General features: G+C 53.9%; 15 protein-coding genes and 1 riboswitch. Of the genes, 11 read left to right on the forward strand and 4 right to left on the reverse strand.

Annotation, left to right across the window (positions count from 1 at the left end):
- Positions 1-20 precede the first annotated feature (20 nt).
- Positions 21-195, forward strand: a riboswitch (cobalamin riboswitch).
- 191 nt (positions 196-386) lie between these two features.
- The 11 genes from HMPREF9081_RS04700 to HMPREF9081_RS04750 all read left to right on the forward strand — a co-directional run bounded on the left by HMPREF9081_RS04700 (position 387) and on the right by HMPREF9081_RS04750 (position 12,610).
- Complete coding sequence (locus HMPREF9081_RS04700) at positions 387-2,633, forward strand: TonB-dependent receptor (protein ID WP_006305887.1); 2,247 nt, start codon at positions 387-389, stop codon at positions 2,631-2,633.
- 115 nt (positions 2,634-2,748) lie between these two features.
- Positions 2,749-4,026, forward strand: a complete 1,278-nt coding sequence (locus HMPREF9081_RS04705; RefSeq protein WP_006305888.1) for a PepSY-associated TM helix domain-containing protein — start codon at positions 2,749-2,751, stop codon at positions 4,024-4,026.
- 112 nt (positions 4,027-4,138) lie between these two features.
- Positions 4,139-5,392: a cell division protein FtsZ gene (gene ftsZ, locus HMPREF9081_RS04710; protein ID WP_006305889.1), complete on the forward strand. Its 1,254-nt coding sequence runs from the start codon at positions 4,139-4,141 to the stop codon at positions 5,390-5,392.
- A 38-nt stretch (positions 5,393-5,430) separates the two neighbouring features.
- On the forward strand, positions 5,431-5,874 hold the full coding sequence (rpiB, locus tag HMPREF9081_RS04715; RefSeq protein ID WP_006305890.1) for a ribose 5-phosphate isomerase B: 444 nt from the start codon (positions 5,431-5,433) through the stop codon (positions 5,872-5,874).
- A 197-nt stretch (positions 5,875-6,071) separates the two neighbouring features.
- Positions 6,072-6,254 (forward strand): HTH domain-containing protein, encoded by a 183-nt coding sequence (locus tag HMPREF9081_RS04720; protein WP_006305891.1) that lies wholly within the window; start codon positions 6,072-6,074, stop codon positions 6,252-6,254.
- Between the two features lie 96 nt (positions 6,255-6,350).
- A complete protein-coding gene (locus HMPREF9081_RS04725; protein ID WP_006305892.1) occupies positions 6,351-7,004 on the forward strand; it encodes a class II aldolase/adducin family protein in 654 nt (217 codons plus the stop codon).
- A gap of 232 nt (positions 7,005-7,236) precedes the next feature.
- On the forward strand, positions 7,237-9,156 hold the full coding sequence (locus HMPREF9081_RS04730) for a BglG family transcription antiterminator (RefSeq protein ID WP_040394536.1): 1,920 nt from the start codon (positions 7,237-7,239) through the stop codon (positions 9,154-9,156).
- Between the two features lie 186 nt (positions 9,157-9,342).
- Positions 9,343-9,813 carry a PTS sugar transporter subunit IIA gene (locus HMPREF9081_RS04735; protein ID WP_040394539.1) on the forward strand — a complete coding sequence of 157 codons (471 nt, stop codon included), beginning with the start codon at positions 9,343-9,345 and terminating at the stop codon, positions 9,811-9,813.
- Between the two features lie 29 nt (positions 9,814-9,842).
- Positions 9,843-10,136 carry a PTS sugar transporter subunit IIB gene (locus tag HMPREF9081_RS04740; protein ID WP_040394541.1) on the forward strand — a complete coding sequence of 98 codons (294 nt, stop codon included), beginning with the start codon at positions 9,843-9,845 and terminating at the stop codon, positions 10,134-10,136.
- Between the two features lie 78 nt (positions 10,137-10,214).
- Positions 10,215-11,489 (forward strand): PTS galactitol transporter subunit IIC, encoded by a 1,275-nt coding sequence (locus HMPREF9081_RS04745; protein WP_006305896.1) that lies wholly within the window; start codon positions 10,215-10,217, stop codon positions 11,487-11,489.
- Between the two features lie 83 nt (positions 11,490-11,572).
- Positions 11,573-12,610, forward strand: coding sequence for a zinc-binding dehydrogenase (locus HMPREF9081_RS04750; protein WP_006305897.1), 1,038 nt, complete (start codon positions 11,573-11,575; stop codon positions 12,608-12,610).
- A gap of 69 nt (positions 12,611-12,679) precedes the next feature.
- On the opposite strand, the gene aroH is transcribed toward HMPREF9081_RS04750, so the two are convergent.
- The 4 genes from aroH to HMPREF9081_RS04770 all read right to left on the reverse strand — a co-directional run bounded on the left by aroH (position 12,680) and on the right by HMPREF9081_RS04770 (position 17,204).
- Complete coding sequence (gene aroH / locus HMPREF9081_RS04755; RefSeq protein WP_006305898.1) at positions 12,680-13,039, reverse strand: chorismate mutase; 360 nt, start codon at positions 13,037-13,039, stop codon at positions 12,680-12,682.
- A 3-nt stretch (positions 13,040-13,042) separates the two neighbouring features.
- Positions 13,043-14,641: an ABC1 kinase family protein gene (locus HMPREF9081_RS04760; RefSeq protein ID WP_006305899.1), complete on the reverse strand. Its 1,599-nt coding sequence runs from the start codon at positions 14,639-14,641 to the stop codon at positions 13,043-13,045.
- 143 nt (positions 14,642-14,784) lie between these two features.
- The gene (locus HMPREF9081_RS04765; protein ID WP_006305900.1) at positions 14,785-16,410 is read right to left on the reverse strand and encodes an ABC-F family ATP-binding cassette domain-containing protein; all 1,626 of its coding nucleotides are present in this window, start codon (positions 16,408-16,410) and stop codon (positions 14,785-14,787) included.
- Between the two features lie 17 nt (positions 16,411-16,427).
- Complete coding sequence (locus HMPREF9081_RS04770) at positions 16,428-17,204, reverse strand: glucosaminidase domain-containing protein (protein WP_040394544.1); 777 nt, start codon at positions 17,202-17,204, stop codon at positions 16,428-16,430.
- Positions 17,205-17,220: the final 16 nt, after the last annotated feature.

Here is a 17,220-nt window from a genome sequence, read left to right on the forward strand (position 1 = left end):
AGATGGTTGCATCTTAAAAACAGCATAGTGTTCGGTCAGGTGTTGCAAGACTTAATAGGGAAGTCGGTCAAAGCCGACGCGGTCCCGCCACTGTAACAGCGAGTGCCTCTGCATGGTGCCACTGGGGAAACCCCGGGAAGGCGCAGAGAAACGATGAACTGGAGCCAGGAGAACTGCCTGATTTAGAATCACCGATTGACCTACGAGCGATGGGGAGGAGATTGCGGTGCATCGAATTTTGCGGTGCATCAAGTTTCCTATTGTACTTTTGTCATAATGCGATGAAGAATAAGCCTCTTTTCTCGTCTGGGAGAAAGGAGGCTGTTTCTATGCAAAGATCTCTGTTATCGTTTTATTCTTAGGAGAAGAAAGGAAGTCTCTCACAAATGTATCCATGGAAAAAGAAATGTCTTACACTGGCGGTTCTCTGCGCTCTGACAGGAGCCAATACCTCCATTGCGAGCGCAGCCGAAAGTGATCCTGCTGTCGAGGCGTCATCGTCCGATGACATGGAAAACGGAACCAATGTCTCCACCGGTTCTTCGCGGAGTGGACGCGATCTTGGCGAGACGATTGTGACGGCAACCAGAATTTCGGAGCCGCTCATGAAAGTTCCCGCCAATGTCACGGTCATCACATCAAAGGAGCTTGAAAAACGCCATGTGTTCAGTCTGCGCGAAGCATTGGCGCGTGAGGCAGGCATTTATGTTTCTCCAATGGCAGAGGTCAAGGACGGCGTTACTCTGCGCGGCTTTTCGGGATCGGACATCCTCGTTATGTATAACGGGCAGATGCTCAATACCGCTTTTGATGGCGGCGTGAACTGGGACTCCATCCCTCTTGCCAACATTGACCGCATCGAAATCGTGCGCGGTGCCGCCTCCTCACTCTACGGCGGTCATGCCGTTGCGGGCGTCATCAACATCATCACCAAGAAGGCGGAAGGTGCGGCGGACGCCAAACATCAGCAAATTCACGGGCAGATCGATGTTCTGCGCGGCAGCAACAATACATGGCAGCGGGGACTTCAGGTCACGGGCGGTGATCAAAATCTTTCCTTCCGTCTCGGCTATGAAAATCGCACCTCGGACGGCTGGGTCGGACATGCCGTCACCGCAGAGGAATGGTATGATACGGGCTACACGCCGGATGCGACCGGCTCGTTTAAGAAGCTGTCCTACGGTGAATACGTTGTGGGCAGCCGCGGCGCAAAGAAGAAAGAGAGCGAGAATACCTACGTCGACTTGAATTATGCATTCGATCAGAACCGTTCGCTTGGCTATACCTATATGCACGCCTCCTACGAGTACTCCTATCACGATCCCATTACCTATTTCCGTGACGCTGCCGGCATTCCCACGTTTTCGGGCATTGCGCAGCTGCCGAACGGCAACTATATCAGTGTTACGCCTGATGACTTCCTCGGATATCTCGGCAGGCGGGAGCAGGATATTCACAAGCTGCGCTACGAGGACACGAAGAACGATTTCAAGGCGGGGATTGGTTACAGCGATACATGGAAGGACGGTTACTCCAGCGCCTATCGTCCGACCAGTATCGACTGGACAGGTGCCGGAGATCGCGCAGAATACCCGACAAAGAACTACAATGCAGATCTGCAGAAAAAGTGGACGCTCGGGAACAATACCCTGCTTGCCGGCTTTTCGTGGATGAAGGATAAGATGCGCTACCGCAGGTATGACCTCCTGCGTTGGAAGGATTGGGGCTCGACCTATGCTGAGCCGTACCAGCAGAGCGGCGGCTCCGTGATGTCTACTGCGCTTTTTGTGCAGGATGAGCTGGCGCTTGATGCGCGATGGAAACTGCAGCTTGGTATGCGCTATGACCGCTTCGATAAGCAGAATGGGTACTCCTACATCGATGCTGTCCGCAAGGATTACGAAGATGCTTCGTTCCATGCGTGGAGCCCGAAGCTCGCCGTCAGCTATGAGCCGCAGAAGGATACGATGCTCTATGTGAGCTACGGAAAGTCGTTCAACCCTCCCTCCATCTACCGGCTCTATCGTCGCGCGGGGGACAGTCCGCGCTCGATTCAGGCGAACCCCGAGCTGACGCCGGAGATCTCAAGAACCTATGAGATCGGTCTTAAGCAGAAAATTGATAAGAATACGTCCTACGGGCTGACACTCTTCCGTGTGGATACTGCGGACAAGATTACGATTGCGACGCGCAATCGCGTGCGCGCATACTATAATATGAACAGATCGATGATCAAGGGGGCGGAGTTCGAGGTGAAGCACCGTTTCCATCGCGACTGGCGGACGTACTTCAACTATACCTTTGAGTCCGGGGAGGATACGAGCGGCGGCGTGACGTACCGGAACTGGTATCTGCCGAAACATATGATGCGGTTCGGCTTCGAGTACAACCGTGATCGCTTTAACGGCACGCTGGATGCGCAGTACATCGCCGCGCGCCAGCATGTTGACACCGTTACGGGTGAATATGGCTCAGAGGACAGCTTCTTCGTTACAAATCTGTATCTCAATTACAAAATCAATGAGAACTTTAAGCTGCAGTTTGGCATCGAGAACCTCCTCAATCGCAAATTCTATGCAAATGAAGCGGCAAGTGAGCGAACCTACACCTTTGGTACAACGTGTTCGTTCTAATCTGCGGATTGTTCGGAGCCTCGCCATCCGGCGGGGCTTTGTTGCTATTATATTTACGAAAGAATAAGGTACTTTCTCATGTGTGTGATCCGATGATTGGAAAAGGATTGTTCGTATGAAATATCTCTATCGTCTTCACCGTTGGATCAGCGCAATCTGTGCCGCCTTTTTTCTGCTGCTCTGCTTGACCGGGCTTCCGCTCATCTTTAGTGGGGACATCTATCGCTGGAACGAAGTTAATGATCGCCCGCATTTTGGCGCGCTGCCCTCGCGCGAGCTATGGGATGCTTCGCAAGCGGGGCTGGATCGAATTGCGGCAGAGATGCCCGGGCGGAAGGTGGATGCAATTTCTGCTTATCCGGAGCGCGGCGCACTGGTCTACAGTCTCAGTTGGGAGGAGAGCGGCAGCGTACGCAGGATACGGATTGCCTATGCACCGCAAACAGATGCACTCGTCCCGTGGCGTGCCTCCTATGTCAAATCGCCCGCGCTTGCTGATTTTATGAGCACAATGCACAATCTGCATATCAGAATGTCGATGGGACGCGGCGGGATGATCTTTCTCACGGTCATGTGCTTCCTTGCATTCCTCTCTATACTAGGCGGCATTTTGCTTTATCTCTCCTTTATGCGGCGGCGACTTTTTGGCGGAACGCGCGGTGGAACGTCTGCGGGGAGTTTTTTCGACTGGCATAATTTCCTCGGCATGGTTACTGCCATATGGGCAGTCGTGATGACACTGAGCGGCGCAGCGATTGCTGCCTATATCATCGGGTACGACAGTTATTTGGAAGATGTGGAGCGGGAACTTCCAAACAATATACAGAACGTATCACCCATCGAATATGAGGAAATGCTTGCGTATGCAAAAATGCATTTCCCAAGACAGGATCTCCTCTATCTTGCCTCAGGGAGTGAGACAGAACCTGCCGTCATGACATTGACGGATGCAGAACGGCCCACGATGTTCCGCGGGCAGGAGGTTTATCTCATCCGCAATGAGAGCGGATTGACACATATTACAAAAACAATGCCGCGCTGGCTTTCGTTTTGTGATTTTCTGCGTGAGCTCCATCTCCGTAATCACGGCACAATGCCCCTGAAACTCCTATGGGTGCTTCTCGATTTGGCAGTGATCGCTGTTATCATCAGTGGATTTTCCGGATGGATTCAGCGCAGTCGACGCAAAAAGGAACGCCCTCTTGTGTACGTGGAAGGCGCAGGCGGAGGTGTTGCGACATGGCGTATGCCGATAATTTTTTCGCTCCTGTCTTTGGTGGGAATGACGGCTCCTCTTTTTGACACCGGCATTGGTGATATTATCGGGACAGCTGTATGGATTCTCGTTTTAGTGCTTGCAGCTTTTTGCTGGAAGAAAGGACGGCACAAGTAGATCAAAGCCAACTAAAAATTTTTCTCTGCTATAGAAAAATAGTAAGTTTCATGGTAAAATATGCAACGACAATTATTATTTATTGAAAAGAAGAATATAATACAGATATAATATGGAGGCTGAAGCTGTGTTCGAAATGGATGATAACTTTGAAGAACTTGCAAAGATCATCGTTGTCGGTGTAGGCGGCGGCGGCGGTAATGCAGTAAACAATATGATCGATTCCGGTCTGCAGGGCGTCGAATTTGTTGCAATCAATACAGACGCACAGGCCCTTTTGCAGTCGAAGGCAGCTCTGCGCATTCAGATCGGTGAGAAGCGTACGCGCGGACTCGGTGCCGGTGCACGTCCCGAGATTGGTGAGGCGGCAGCGACCGAGAGCCGCGAGAAGATCGTCGAGGCGCTGCGCGGCGCGGACATGGTGTTCATCACCGCAGGCATGGGCGGCGGTACGGGCACGGGTGCAGCGCCTGTCGTTGCGGAGTGTGCGCGTGAACTCGGCGCATTGACGGTTGCCGTGGTTACACGCCCCTTCTCCTATGAGGGGATGACGCGTGCACGCAACGCGGACTCCGGCATCACGAATCTGCAGCAGCACGTCGATACCATCATCACCATTCCGAACGATCGCCTTATGAAGATCATCGACAAGAGCACGCCCGTCACAGAGGCGTTCAGCAAGGTGGACAATGTGCTCTGGCAGGGCGTCAAGGGCATCACCGACCTCATCACGAATCAGGGCGTCGTCAATCTCGATTTCGCAGACGTTCAGACAACAATGGCGAACGGCGGTGCGGCGATTATGGGCATTGGCGAGGCGCGCGGCGAGGGGGCGTCCGTTGCAGCAGCAAAGGCAGCGATCGAGTCGCCGTTGCTCGAGACGAGCATCGAGGGTGCAACCTCCGTCATCATGAACTTCACGGGCTCCAAGACACTCAGCATGTTCGAGGTCAACGAGGCATCCGAGTGGCTGAACAGCGTCATCATGAATGCGACGAACGGACGTCAGGCGAATATCATCTGGGGCATCGGTGTGGACGAGAACCTTGAGGACAGCGTGCGCGTCACCGTCGTTGCGACGGGCTTTGGTCTGACGGAGAACGACACATCTGCCGCCTCATCTTCAGCGTCCGATACGGGGTTCACGGCAGACTGGATCTCGATGCCGGGGATGGGCGGCGCGGCGTCTATTGCACCGAAGCCCACTGCACAGCCGCAGGCACAGGCGCGTCCCGCTGCGGCGATTGTTCCGCCGAATACGGGGAGCAATGCAGTGAACAATCGCCGCATGAACGTCGTCGAGCCAAATGCAGGCCCTGGCGGTACGGATATCATCGATATTCCCGCGTGGATGCGTCAGCGCTGAAAAGAGAATGACGTGAGGAGGGACTGTGAGTGAAGCCGATGATTGTTATGGGGGCAGATCATGCCGGTTGGAGCATGAAGGAGTTCCTCAAAGAAAAACTTCAAGAAGAGGGATATACGATTGTTGACAAGGGAACAGACAGTGAGGAATCCGTAGACTCGCATGACTATGCGGTCACAGTGGGGGAGGAAGTCGCTGCGGCACAGGATAAACTTGGCATCTTGATCTGCGGCACGGGCATCGGTATGTCGATGTCGGCCAACAAGGTCAACGGCATCCGTGCTTCCTTGGTTTCGGATCTCTTCTCCGCACAGATGACACGGGAGCACAATGCGGCAAATATTCTTTGCCTAGGTGCCCGTGTCATTGCAAACCAGATGGCGTGGGAAATCACAAAGGTCTGGTTGGCATCAGAGCCGCTTGGCGGAAAGTATGCGAACCGCGTGACGAAAATAATGGACTACGAGAAAACCAGAACCTAAAACCTTATACGATTCATGATAGAAAAAGCGCAGAGGCATAAGCTTCTGCGCTTTTTCTATGCGGAAAGAAGAGGATTGCTTCGGAGTGCCTCTGCGGCTTTCACCTTGTGTTATCTATTTCCACATTTTGTGGAAAATGTCGAACTGGAAATGTAAAAGTATTCTGTTTACAATAGAAAATGTCAGGAGGTGAGCATATGAAGGTTCAAAATCGGCGTGTCATCTCGCTGTTAAAAATTTTTCACGAGAAAACAAATCTCGTCACGAGCCATTACCTCGCGCAAGTGCTTGGCGTCAGTACGAGAACGGTACGCAGTGACATCAAAGAACTGAGCAACTTGTTGAAAAAGTGCGGTGCCTGCATTGCCGCAACCACTTAAACGTTCGTTCCCTTGTGAGAAATTTGTCAACTGTTCTTGACAATATCAGAATGTATCATATTATATTTGTTAAAGTGAATATTATGGGGTGATCTCATGACGAAAGAAGAAGAGGTTGTATTTTACGCAAAGATTCTGGATGAGAAGGGGCTGGTCAACTCTCTGGAGGGCAATATCTCCATACTTGACCGAGAGACGGGAAAACTCTACATCACGCCCTCGGGCAAGAGAAAATCCCTGCTCACGCCGGAGATGATCGCTGTGATGGATGGGGACACGCAGATCGGCGGGAATTGTAAGTATTCCAGTGAGTACCTTCTGCATCAGGCGGCGCTGCGTGCGCGTCCCGATTGTAATGCGGCAGTGCATACACATGCGCCGTATCTCACGGCGTTTGCGTTTTGCAATCAGCACGTTCGCCTGCGCTGTTCGACGACGTTTGGACTCCTGTTCGAGGATATCCCCTGTCTGCCGTACGGGCAGCCGGGAACTGCTGCGATTGCGGCTGGCATCGAGGACGCGATGGCGAACCGTGATCTCGTGCTTTTGGCAAATCACGGGTGCCTCACGGTAGGACCGACGCTGGAAGCGGCGGTTGCGATTCTCGAGGCGGGGGAGGAGGTCATGAAGATCTATTCTCTGGCGAAATCAATCGGTGCGGTCAGCGATATTCCGGAAGAGGCATGGGAGCGCATGTGCAACGAACATGCGGGCAGTGTGCGGAATCGACATAAGCCTGTAAATCGATAAATCTGTTCACCATAACAAAAGGCGTCGCTGTGAAAAACGGCGGCGCTTTTCGTATGTCAGGTTTTCACGTCTTGTTCATTTTCCGGTGGAGATGAATTTGTTTCAGAGAGGGGAATGCGGAAGAGTATGAGCGGATTTCCGTAATTTAAGGAAGTAAATCAATCTATGAAGTCCCGCAGAGAGATTCTATAATTAATTTATTTACATTATCCTATTTGCGGGAGGGATGGCGATGCAGAAGCAGGAACGGTGTAAAAAGATTTTAGAAATGCTGCTCAAGAATCCGGAAGGCATGACCGGCATGGAGCTTGCGCGTCGACTGGCTGTCTCCTCTCGAACGATTCGCTCAGATATCAAATCGCTGCAGGAGATGCTCGCAGATCAGCAGTGTCAGATTCTCGCTGCGCCCAATCGCGGCTATAAACTGCAGCGAGAGGAGACTGCGGAAAATCTGCTGCGCATTGTGGACGGAAAGGGAAAATCCGTCGGTCTGACGAGTGCAGGTGAGCAGCAGAACTATATCATCAGTCGCTTTCTGGAGTGCCTGCTGCAGGATACATCCGTTACGCAGATGACGCTTGCCGATGAGATGTATGTTGGGCTCTCGACCATCAAAAACTACCTGAGTACGACGCGGGAACGCTTTGCGGAGTATGATATCAAGGTTGTGTTGTATAAGACGGAAGGTCTGCGCATCGAGGGGGCGGAGGGAGATCTGCGCAGCTTTATCGTGGACTATCTGCATGAAGTGCGGGATGAAAGGGTGCGAAGTCTGCTGTTTGACAAGATCAGCTGTGAAGCAATGGACAAGATTTTGTCGCAGACGGCGAGCATCCGCAATCTCCAGTTGACGGATACAGCGCGTCATGATCTCGCCGTACAGACAGCACTTGCCATTCAAAGATCCACTATGGAACACACAATCGAATGCCGTACCAGTATGGCGCAGAAGCTGGAGGAAACCTTTGAGTACAGTGCGGCGAAAGAGGTTGCAAACGAAATCTTTCGTTATACCGGCATGGACATCCCATACAGCGAGGTGTTCTATATCACACAGTGCCTTCTGACGGGCAAGAAGCTGCTGGATATCGGCAGTACCGTCAATGATGCCCATGTGAAGGAGCTTGTCGAAAAGGTTCTCGTTGCTGTAGATAAGAAGTTTGGGCTTGATTTTACGGCAGATGAGTACCTAAAGGATGGTCTCATGCTTCACCTGCGCATTGCGATTGCACGGGTGAAATTTCGCGTCAACATCCGCAATGAACTGCTCAGTTCGGTCAAGCAGGATTACCCCCTTGCCTTTCAGATTGCCGTATATGCGGCAAAGATGGTACGTGAAATCGACCATATTGAGTTTAACGAGAATGAGATCGGCTACATTGCCCTGCATTTCGGTGCTTCGATGAGTCGGAACAGTATGGCCGAGGAGGAACATCCGAAGAATGTCTATGTCGTGTGTTCGGCAGGTCTTGGCGTCTCCGTCCTCATGAAGGCAAAGCTGAAAGAGCATTTTCGCGGCAGCATCCACGTCATCAGTGTTCTTCCCGCATACAAGCTGACGGCAGAGATGGTGGAGGAGGCAGACTATGTTATCTCCACCGTTCCGCTTATGATGGATTCCCCGAAAATCATCCGCGTCAACCATATGCTGCGCACGGATGATATTGAGAAGATCCAGCGCATCATGTTCCAAAAGCAGGATGTTCTAGATGCGGAGATCGTTCGGCAATTCTTTCGTGAAGAGAGCTTCTATGTGGATCGAGAATTCCGTACACGCGAAGAGTGCTTGGAGTTTCTCACGGATGAAGCGGTTGCAAATGGATGGATGGATGCAGAAGGAAAGAGTTCCGTATTTGAACGCGAACGTATGTCCTCGACGAGTATTGGAAATTTTGCTGCGATACCGCATGCGATCTCTACGGAATGTGTCGTTTCGAATATTTCCGTGCTCATCCTAAAAGATCCGGTACATTGGGAGGATTTCCCCGTGCGTGTCGTCTTTCTGCTCAATATTGAGCAGACGAAAGCAGCTCTTTGGGAGAAGCTCTTTCTCAAACTCTACGAGTTCATCAAAGAACATCATGGATTGGAATCCCTGCTCAAACATAAATCCTATGAGAGATTTCTCGAGGAGTTCACGGCGGTCTTATGACCGCCTTTTTTTATTGCCGCAGTGAATGTCATACAGATGGATCATTGCGGAAATGGAAAACGGAAAGCCTTTCTAATATTTCCTCTTTTCAGGAATATTTCAGGAAAGAGATATGCCTATGATGGGAATTTGCTGCTCGGTATAATGAATTTGCTTCTGAAGGATACGTCGAAAGGAGGGGAGATCATGGATGTTGCACTCAGTGAGGACCTTGTACTCTTGGATGTGGAGGCAGAGGACAATTTCGATCTGCTGCGTCAGGCGGCACAGCGACTGCATGAGCAGGGCTATGTAAAGGACAGTTATGCAGATGCGGTTGTTGCGCGAGAGAAGGTCTTTGCAACAGGTCTGCCGACGGTAATGGGCGGCGTCGCAATTCCGCATACGGATGTGGAGCATGTAAATACACCTGCGGTCTGCATTGCGCGTCTCAAGAAGCCAGTGGATTTCATCGTCATGGGGGACGATACGGAGACGGTTTCCGTGGACTGCATCTTCATGCTGGCGATGAAGGAGGCACACGCACAGCTGACCCTTTTGCAAAACTTGATGGGGATTTTGCAGGATGCAGATGCATTGAAGCTCGTAAAAACGGGTGAATCGGCGCGGAAGATCTGTACGTTCGTCAGAGAGCGTCTGTCGAAGGTAGAAGAGTGATTATTGATTGTAGAAAGAGAGTGAGCATCATGGCAAATGACAAGAAGGTCGTATTGGTCGCATGTGGAACGGGCATTGCCACATCGACGGTCGTGAATACCGCACTTGAGAGTCTGGCGAAGGACAACGGAATCCAGATTGAGGTCATCCAGTGCAAGATCATGGAAGTGCCGAGCTACGCGGATCGCGCGGATCTGCTCATCACGACGACAGTCGTGGATAAGGATCAGTACAAGTTCCCGGTCATCAATGGACGCCCCTTCCTCACAGGAATGGGTCTCGACAAGACGAAGGCGGAGATTCTCGCTGAGCTTCAAAAATAGTACAAAGACGGTCTGTTCGGGCGCACGGGTGTAGCAGGGGCTTGTTCATCTCTGCGTCCAAAGAAGGAGGAATATTTCATGGAAACTTTGACTCCACTGGTGCAGGCATTTTTGGCACTTGGTCCCACAGTCATCCTGCCGGTTTTCATCTTCTTTATCGGTCTTGGCTTCGGTCTTGGTCCTGCGAAATCATTTCGTTCCGGACTTACCATCGGCGTCGGATTTGTCGGAATCGGTCTCGTCGTCGCACTGCTCGTCGATAATCTCGGTCCCGCGGCACAGGCCATGGTTGCGCGCTTCGGCATCAATCTCACGATCATTGACATCGGCTGGCCGGGCTCTGCAAGTCTTGCGTGGGCTTCTCCGATTGCGGCGATCATGTTGCCCATCGGCCTCCTTGTCAACTTCATCATGCTCATTACGAAGACGACCAAGACGATGGACGTCGATATCTGGAACTACTGGCATTTTACGTTCTGCGGCGCATGTGTGTATGCGATCAACGGCAGCATTCCGCTTGCCATTCTGGCAGCGGTGCTCTTTGAGATTGCCATGCTGAAGCTTGCGGACTGGACGGCACCCTACATGGAGAAATACTATGACCTGCCGGGTGTTTCCGTCCCGACCGGCTCGACAATGGCGAACTCCCTCATTGGTATCCCGCTCATATGGCTCATTCAGAAGATTCCTGTCATCAAGGATCTCAAGGCTGATCCCGAGACGATCCAGAAGCGCTTCGGAATCTTCGGCGAGCCGATCTTTATGGGCTTGATTCTCGGATGTATTCTTGGCGCTCTTGCCGGCTATGATATAGGAAAAACGATTCAGGTCGGCATGGCGATGGCGGGTGTCATGGTGCTCATGCCGCGCATGGTGAAGCTCCTCATGGAAGGGTTGATTCCCATTTCCGAGGCAGCGCGCAACTTCCTTCAGAAGCGCTTCGGTGAGGACTCCGAGAACTCCAAGCTCTACATCGGTCTTGACGCTGCTGTGACGACGGGGCATCCTGCCGTCATCGCAACTGCACTCATCCTCGTTCCGCTGACGCTGCTGCTCGCCGTCATTCTGCCGGGGAACAATATGCTGCCCTTCGGCGATCTGGCAACGATCCCGTTCTTTGTCGCAATGATCGTTGCGGCTGCACGCGGCAACATCATTCACTCAGTTCTCAGCGGTTTGGTTGTGATCGGCGTCTGCCTGTTGATGGGTACAGCACTGGCAGAGTTTCAGACATCGATGGGCGTCACGGCGAACTTCAAGATGCCGGAAGGTGCTGCGCTCATCTCAAGCATCGACCAAGCGGGTAATCTCGTCAATTTCATTATCTTTAAGCTGATATCGCTGTTCGCTTGAGCAGATATTATTTCATGGGGCAGGGAGCAGGTTCGTGAGAACAGGCGTCCCTGCCCTTTACACAGGCGATAGGAGGAACTATCATGAAGGCATTGGTCAAGGTCGCGAAGGGCGCGGGCAACTGGAATGTGATTGATAAGCCGGAGCCCGTTGTCGGCGAGGGACAGGTCAAGATTCGCGTGGAATACATCGGCATCTGCGGCAGTGATCTTCACACGTTCGAGGGGCATTACAACGTGGATGCCGAAGGGCTGACGATCGGTCATGAGTTTGCCGGTGTCGTCGCCGAAGTTGGCGCGGGCGTTACGAATGTGAAGGTCGGTGACCGTGTGACCTCCGAGACAACCTTTGAGATCTGCGGACACTGCCGCTACTGTGAGCGCGGGGAGTACAATCTCTGCTCGAGCCGCAAGGGGCTCGGTACGCAGCAGGACGGCGCCATGGCGCAGTACATTCTCACGCGTGCAAAGAGTCTGCACATCCTGCCGGAGAACGTGACGACGCGGCAGGCATCCATCACGGAGGCGGCGGCGTGCGCGTATCATAGTGTCAATAAAGCGAAGATCACGAAAGGGGATATTGTCCTCGTCCTCGGACCCGGTCCCATCGGACTGCTCGTAGCGCAGGTCGTCATGGCATACGGTGGACGCGTTGTGATGACCGGTCTGACGCAGGATATGGGACGCCTCACGATTGCGAAGGAAAAATTCGGTGTGGAGCGCATTGTGGACGTGCAGAAGGAAGATGTCAAGGAGATTGTAAACTCCCTCACCGAGGACTATGGCGCCGATGTCTGCTATGACTGCACGGGCGCGGTTCCCTCCATGCAGCTTGGCATGGATCTCCTCAAGAAGGGCGGACAGTATGTGCAGGTCGGGCTCTTTGCGAAGAACGAAGTGACGGTCGATTTCTCCAAGATCATCCAGAAGGAACTGACCGTTGTCGGCAGCCGCAGCCAGAACACGCATGATTGGGAACCGACGCTCAGGCTCATGAGCGAGCGCAAGATTGACGCGGACAAGATGATCACGCACGAGGTTGGCATCGACGAGTGGGATAAGGCGTATCATCTGCTCAAGGGCGGTGAGGCGACTAAGATCGTCATGCACCCGATCGGATAAAAGATACGCATGCGAAGAGGCTGTTGTACGAAGTTTTCTTGCTTCGTACAACAGCCTCTTTGTGTGTCGTTATCCCTCAAGATCGGGGCGGAGATTTGCCGCCGCGCGCAGGTAGACGTGATGGATGGCCGACTGCGCCAGATCTGTATTGACGAGGAGGAGGACGCGGATGCAGCGCGGGAGACTGCCCTCGATGGCGCATTGACGCGCATCAAAGAGGGGAACGAGGTCAAAGCCCGCAATGCGGCGCACGCCTGCCGTCGGGAATGCCGCCGTCAGATCCTCGGTCACGCTGAAGATCGCCGCACCGATATCATTGGCGGTAATATCATTTGTGCGCAGCAGTTCACCGACGAGTTCCTGCGCCGCCTGCCAGATTTCTTCTTTGTCATTGCGCCCGACCGTGATGGCGCCTCGTATACCACGCATATGCTACACTCCCTTATGAATGTCCCAGATGAGCCGCAGGCTTAGTATGAATGCAATGAGATAGCCGAGGATGCCAAGAAAGGGGATGCCGCCGATCTGCGGCTTCATATCCGTCGTGCAGATGGTGCTTGAGGCAATGAGGAGTGCCGCGCATAGGAGAGCGATGATGAGCTTGTTGATCATCTTGTCGAGGCGCTGAACGGGTTCCTCCGATCCTGTGAGATCGATGTTGAGCTTCGCCTGACCGCCAAGCGTCATCTTGAGGAGATCGGCAAACTGCTCGGGAATTTGAACGGATTTGCGCAGGAGCATGATGCCCTCCTGCCGTGCCTTTGCAATTCCTTCGCGCCATGTCATGCCCTGCACAAGCCCCAAGGAGAGACTGCGCGCGAAAATATCGAGGAAGCTGACATCGGGGGCACAGCGCCGCATGACAATTTCGACCGTCATAACGCCGCGCGCAAACATGGCAAGTCCGCTCGGACAGCCAATGTGGTGCATACGCAGGATGCCAAGGATTTGATTCGTTAGGACGCCCATGTGCACATCGGTGAAATCGAGGGATCCATACTGCTCCATCATGACGTCAATGTCCTGATAGAGCTGGGCGTGGTTGATGCGCCCCTTGACAATGCCGAGCGCGAGGACGGCAGCCTTCATCTCGAAGGTGTCATGCGTTGCAAGCGCCAAAATCGCACGGCGCAGTGCCGTGCGGTCCCGGTTGCTGAGACGTCCCATCATGCCGAGGTCGAGCCAGACAATCGTGCCGTTCCGCACGCGGATGTTGCCGGGGTGCGGGTCGCCGTGAAAGAAGCCATCCTCGATGATCTGTTTCGCGTAGTTCTCACCGAGGCGGCGCCCAATCTGCGTGATGTTGACGCCCGCTGCATGCAGGGCATCGGTCTGATCGAGAGGGATGCCGTCGATGTACTCCATGACGAGGATGTGTTGGGTGGAGAGGTCACGCAGCACGCGCGGGCAGGAGATAAACGGGTTCTCGCGGTTGAGATGGGCAAACTCCTCGATATGTCCCGCCTCGATGAGGAAGTCCATCTCCTGCTTTGCGATGTTCCACATCTCGTCCATGAGCGTACGGAAGTCCACGACATTATTGTCACGGTTGACAAGGCGAATGATGGTCGCGGCGCGCTTCATGAGCATGAGGTCCATACGCATGACTTCGTGGATGCCGGGACGCTGCACCTTGATGACAACCTCCTCACCCGAGGTGAGGGTCGCACGGTGCGCCTGCGCAATGCTTGCCGAGCCGAGCGGTGTGCTGTCGATGATGCGGAACACCTTGTTCCATTCCTTATTGTACTCTTGCTCCACGATGGAGAGAATGACGGGGAAGGGGAGCGGGCGTGCGCCTGTCTGCAGCTTCATGAGTTCGTCGCAGTACTCGGTCGGGAGAAAGTCGGGGCGCATGCTCATGATCTGCCCGAACTTGACGAAGGTAGGACCGAGATCCTCGAAGATCGCGCGCAGCTTCTCAGGGGTCAGACCATGCACGATGTCGTGACGGCGCAGGACAGTGACGATCTCGCGCAGACGCAGGGCGGCGTTCTTGTTCTCTGTCCCTTGTAATAGTGTCCCCAGCATGATCTCACCTCCCGACCGAATGGCATAGAACTTTTGCCGATGTGCTCCACGCGAACGTCTCGTTACGCAAGTGATCGTGCTAAGGAATCACTGATCATAGGAGCAACATGCGGCACATGCGGCTATCTGTTCACTACAAAAAATTATTCCGCAGCTTTATACTTCTCTGCGAGCTGCTGCTTTACGGTCTCGTTGCTGAGATACTCGTCATAGGTGGAGATGCGGTCGACGACGCCGACGGGAGTGATCTCGATGATGCGGTTCGCGACGGTCTGCGTAAACTCGTGGTCGCGCGAGGCGAAGAGGATCGTGCCTGTGAATGACATGAGCCCGTTGTTCAGTGCGGTGATGGACTCAAGGTCGAGGTGATCCGTCGGTTCATCAAAGATCAGGACGTTTGCGCCCGAGAGCATCATGCGCGAGAGCATACAGCGCACGCGCTCGCCGCCCGAGAGCACCTCGGCGCGCTTCTGGCTCTCCTCGCCCGAGAAGAGCATACGCCCAAGGAAGCCGCGCACGAAGGTCTCGTCCGGATCCTTCGAGTACTGGCGCAGCCAGTCGACGAGGTTCAGCTTAACGCCGTCGAAATAGGCGTTGTTATCGGAGGGGAGGTAGGTCTGTGTCGTTGTAACACCCCACTTGAAGGTGCCTTCGTCTGGCTCCTCCTCACCCATGAGGATCTTGAACAGCATGGTCTTTGCTGCGCCGTTCGGCCCGACAAAGGCGACCTTATCGCCCTTCTTGAGTGTAAAACTGACGTTCTTGAAAAGCTGGCGGCCGTCGACCTCCTTCGAGAGTCCCTCAACGGTCAGGAGCTGATCGCCTGCCTCGCGATCCGGCGTAAAGGCGATGTACGGATAGCGGCGCGTGGACGGTTTGATGTCGTCGAGGGTAATGCGATCGAGGAGTTTCTTGCGCGAGGTCGCCTGACGGGATTTCGACGCATTTGCCGAGAAACGCTGAATGAAGGTCTGAAGTTCCTTGATCTTCTCCTCTTTTTTCTTGTTCGCGTCCTTTGCCATCTGCAGCGCAAGCTGGCTGGACTGGTACCAGAAGTCGTAATTGCCGGCAAAGAGGGAGATCTTGCCGAAGTCCACATCGCAGATGTAGGTACAGACCTGATTGAGGAAGTGGCGGTCATGCGAGACGACGATGACCGTGTTCGGGAAGTCCGCGAGGAAGTTCTCAAGCCAGTTGATCGAGGTCACATCGAGGTGGTTCGTCGGCTCGTCGAGGAGCAGAATATCAGGTGAGCCGAAGAGCGCCTGGGCGAGGAGAACACGCACCTTCTCTGCGGGGGAGAGCTCATTCATCTTGAGATTGTGCTTTGCATCGGGCACACCGAGACCGTTGAGCAGCTGCGCTGCTTCGGTTTCTGCGTTCCAACCGTCGAGTTCCGCGAACTCCCCCTCAAGCTCTGAGGCGCGCATGCCGTCCTCGTCGGAGAAGTCCGGCTTTTCGTAGAGAGCATCCTTCTCATCCATGATCTCCACGAGGCGCGGATGTCCCATGATGACCGTACGCAATACCTCGACTTCATCGTAGGCATAGTGATCCTGCTGCAGGACGGCAAGGCGTTCGCCCGGTGTGATGTCTACAATGCCCCCTGTCGGCTCGATATCGCCCGAGAGGAGCTTGAGGAAGGTGGACTTTCCCGCGCCGTTCGCACCGATGATGCCGTAGCAGTTGCCGGGAGTGAATTTCAGGTTGACGTCCTTATAGAGGACGCGCTTGCCGAATTGCAGGCTCAGATTGTTGACGGTGATCATCTTTCGGTTCTCCTTCTCTATTTGCGCAGGATTGCGCGGAACATCGACAGGATGCTCTGCCCATACGAGTCGCCGGGGACTGCCCAACGTCCGTTGAGATCCTGCCAGTTTCCGAGTGTATTTGTGCCGTAGACGCCCCGTACGAGGCTATATCTGGGATCGACGACGGGCGTAATGGGCTCACGCGTCGATGCATAGGCGAGCAAATGTTGGATGTGTGCACGCACACCGATCTGCGAGGTGGCAAAATAGGCACCCTTCACCTCTGCGCTTGTCGTGCCGAGTCCGCAGTAGTTGTTCTGATCGGGCGTTACCGTGCCGCCGTAGCGGAAGAAACCCGTTTCCTTGAGTGCCTGCGCAAAGGCAACATCGGGGCGGATGCCCTCGCGCTCACCCTCCTCGTAGTAGTAAGCAACAAGCTCACGCGGCGTCACGGAGATTTCGGGATATGGATTCACGCTGAGGAGATAGTCTACGCATTGCTCCTGACTTGCGAGCGGTGTACCAATGATCGCTGTGTCGTATTCCGAGAGCGTCTGAGGGACGCTGAAGAGCGGCTGTGTTTTCGCCTTTTCCACAGTCACCGCATTTGCCGCCTCCGCCTCCTTGATGAGTGCGTCGATGCGGATACGGAAATCCTTTTTTTCCTCCGGCTGCGCACCGCGTTCGGTGCGAACCTTTGTCGTCGTGTTCGGATCGTGTGCGCGGCGTGCCTCGCCGCCGGTCATTGTCAGAATGAAGCATCCCGTAAGGGCTGCGGCAAGAGAGCCGCGCAGAATAGTAGCTTTTCGCAAAAGATGAACCTCCCAA

Source organism: Centipeda periodontii DSM 2778, assembly GCF_000213975.1.
Taxonomy (GTDB): Bacteria; Bacillota; Negativicutes; order Selenomonadales; family Selenomonadaceae; genus Centipeda; species Centipeda periodontii.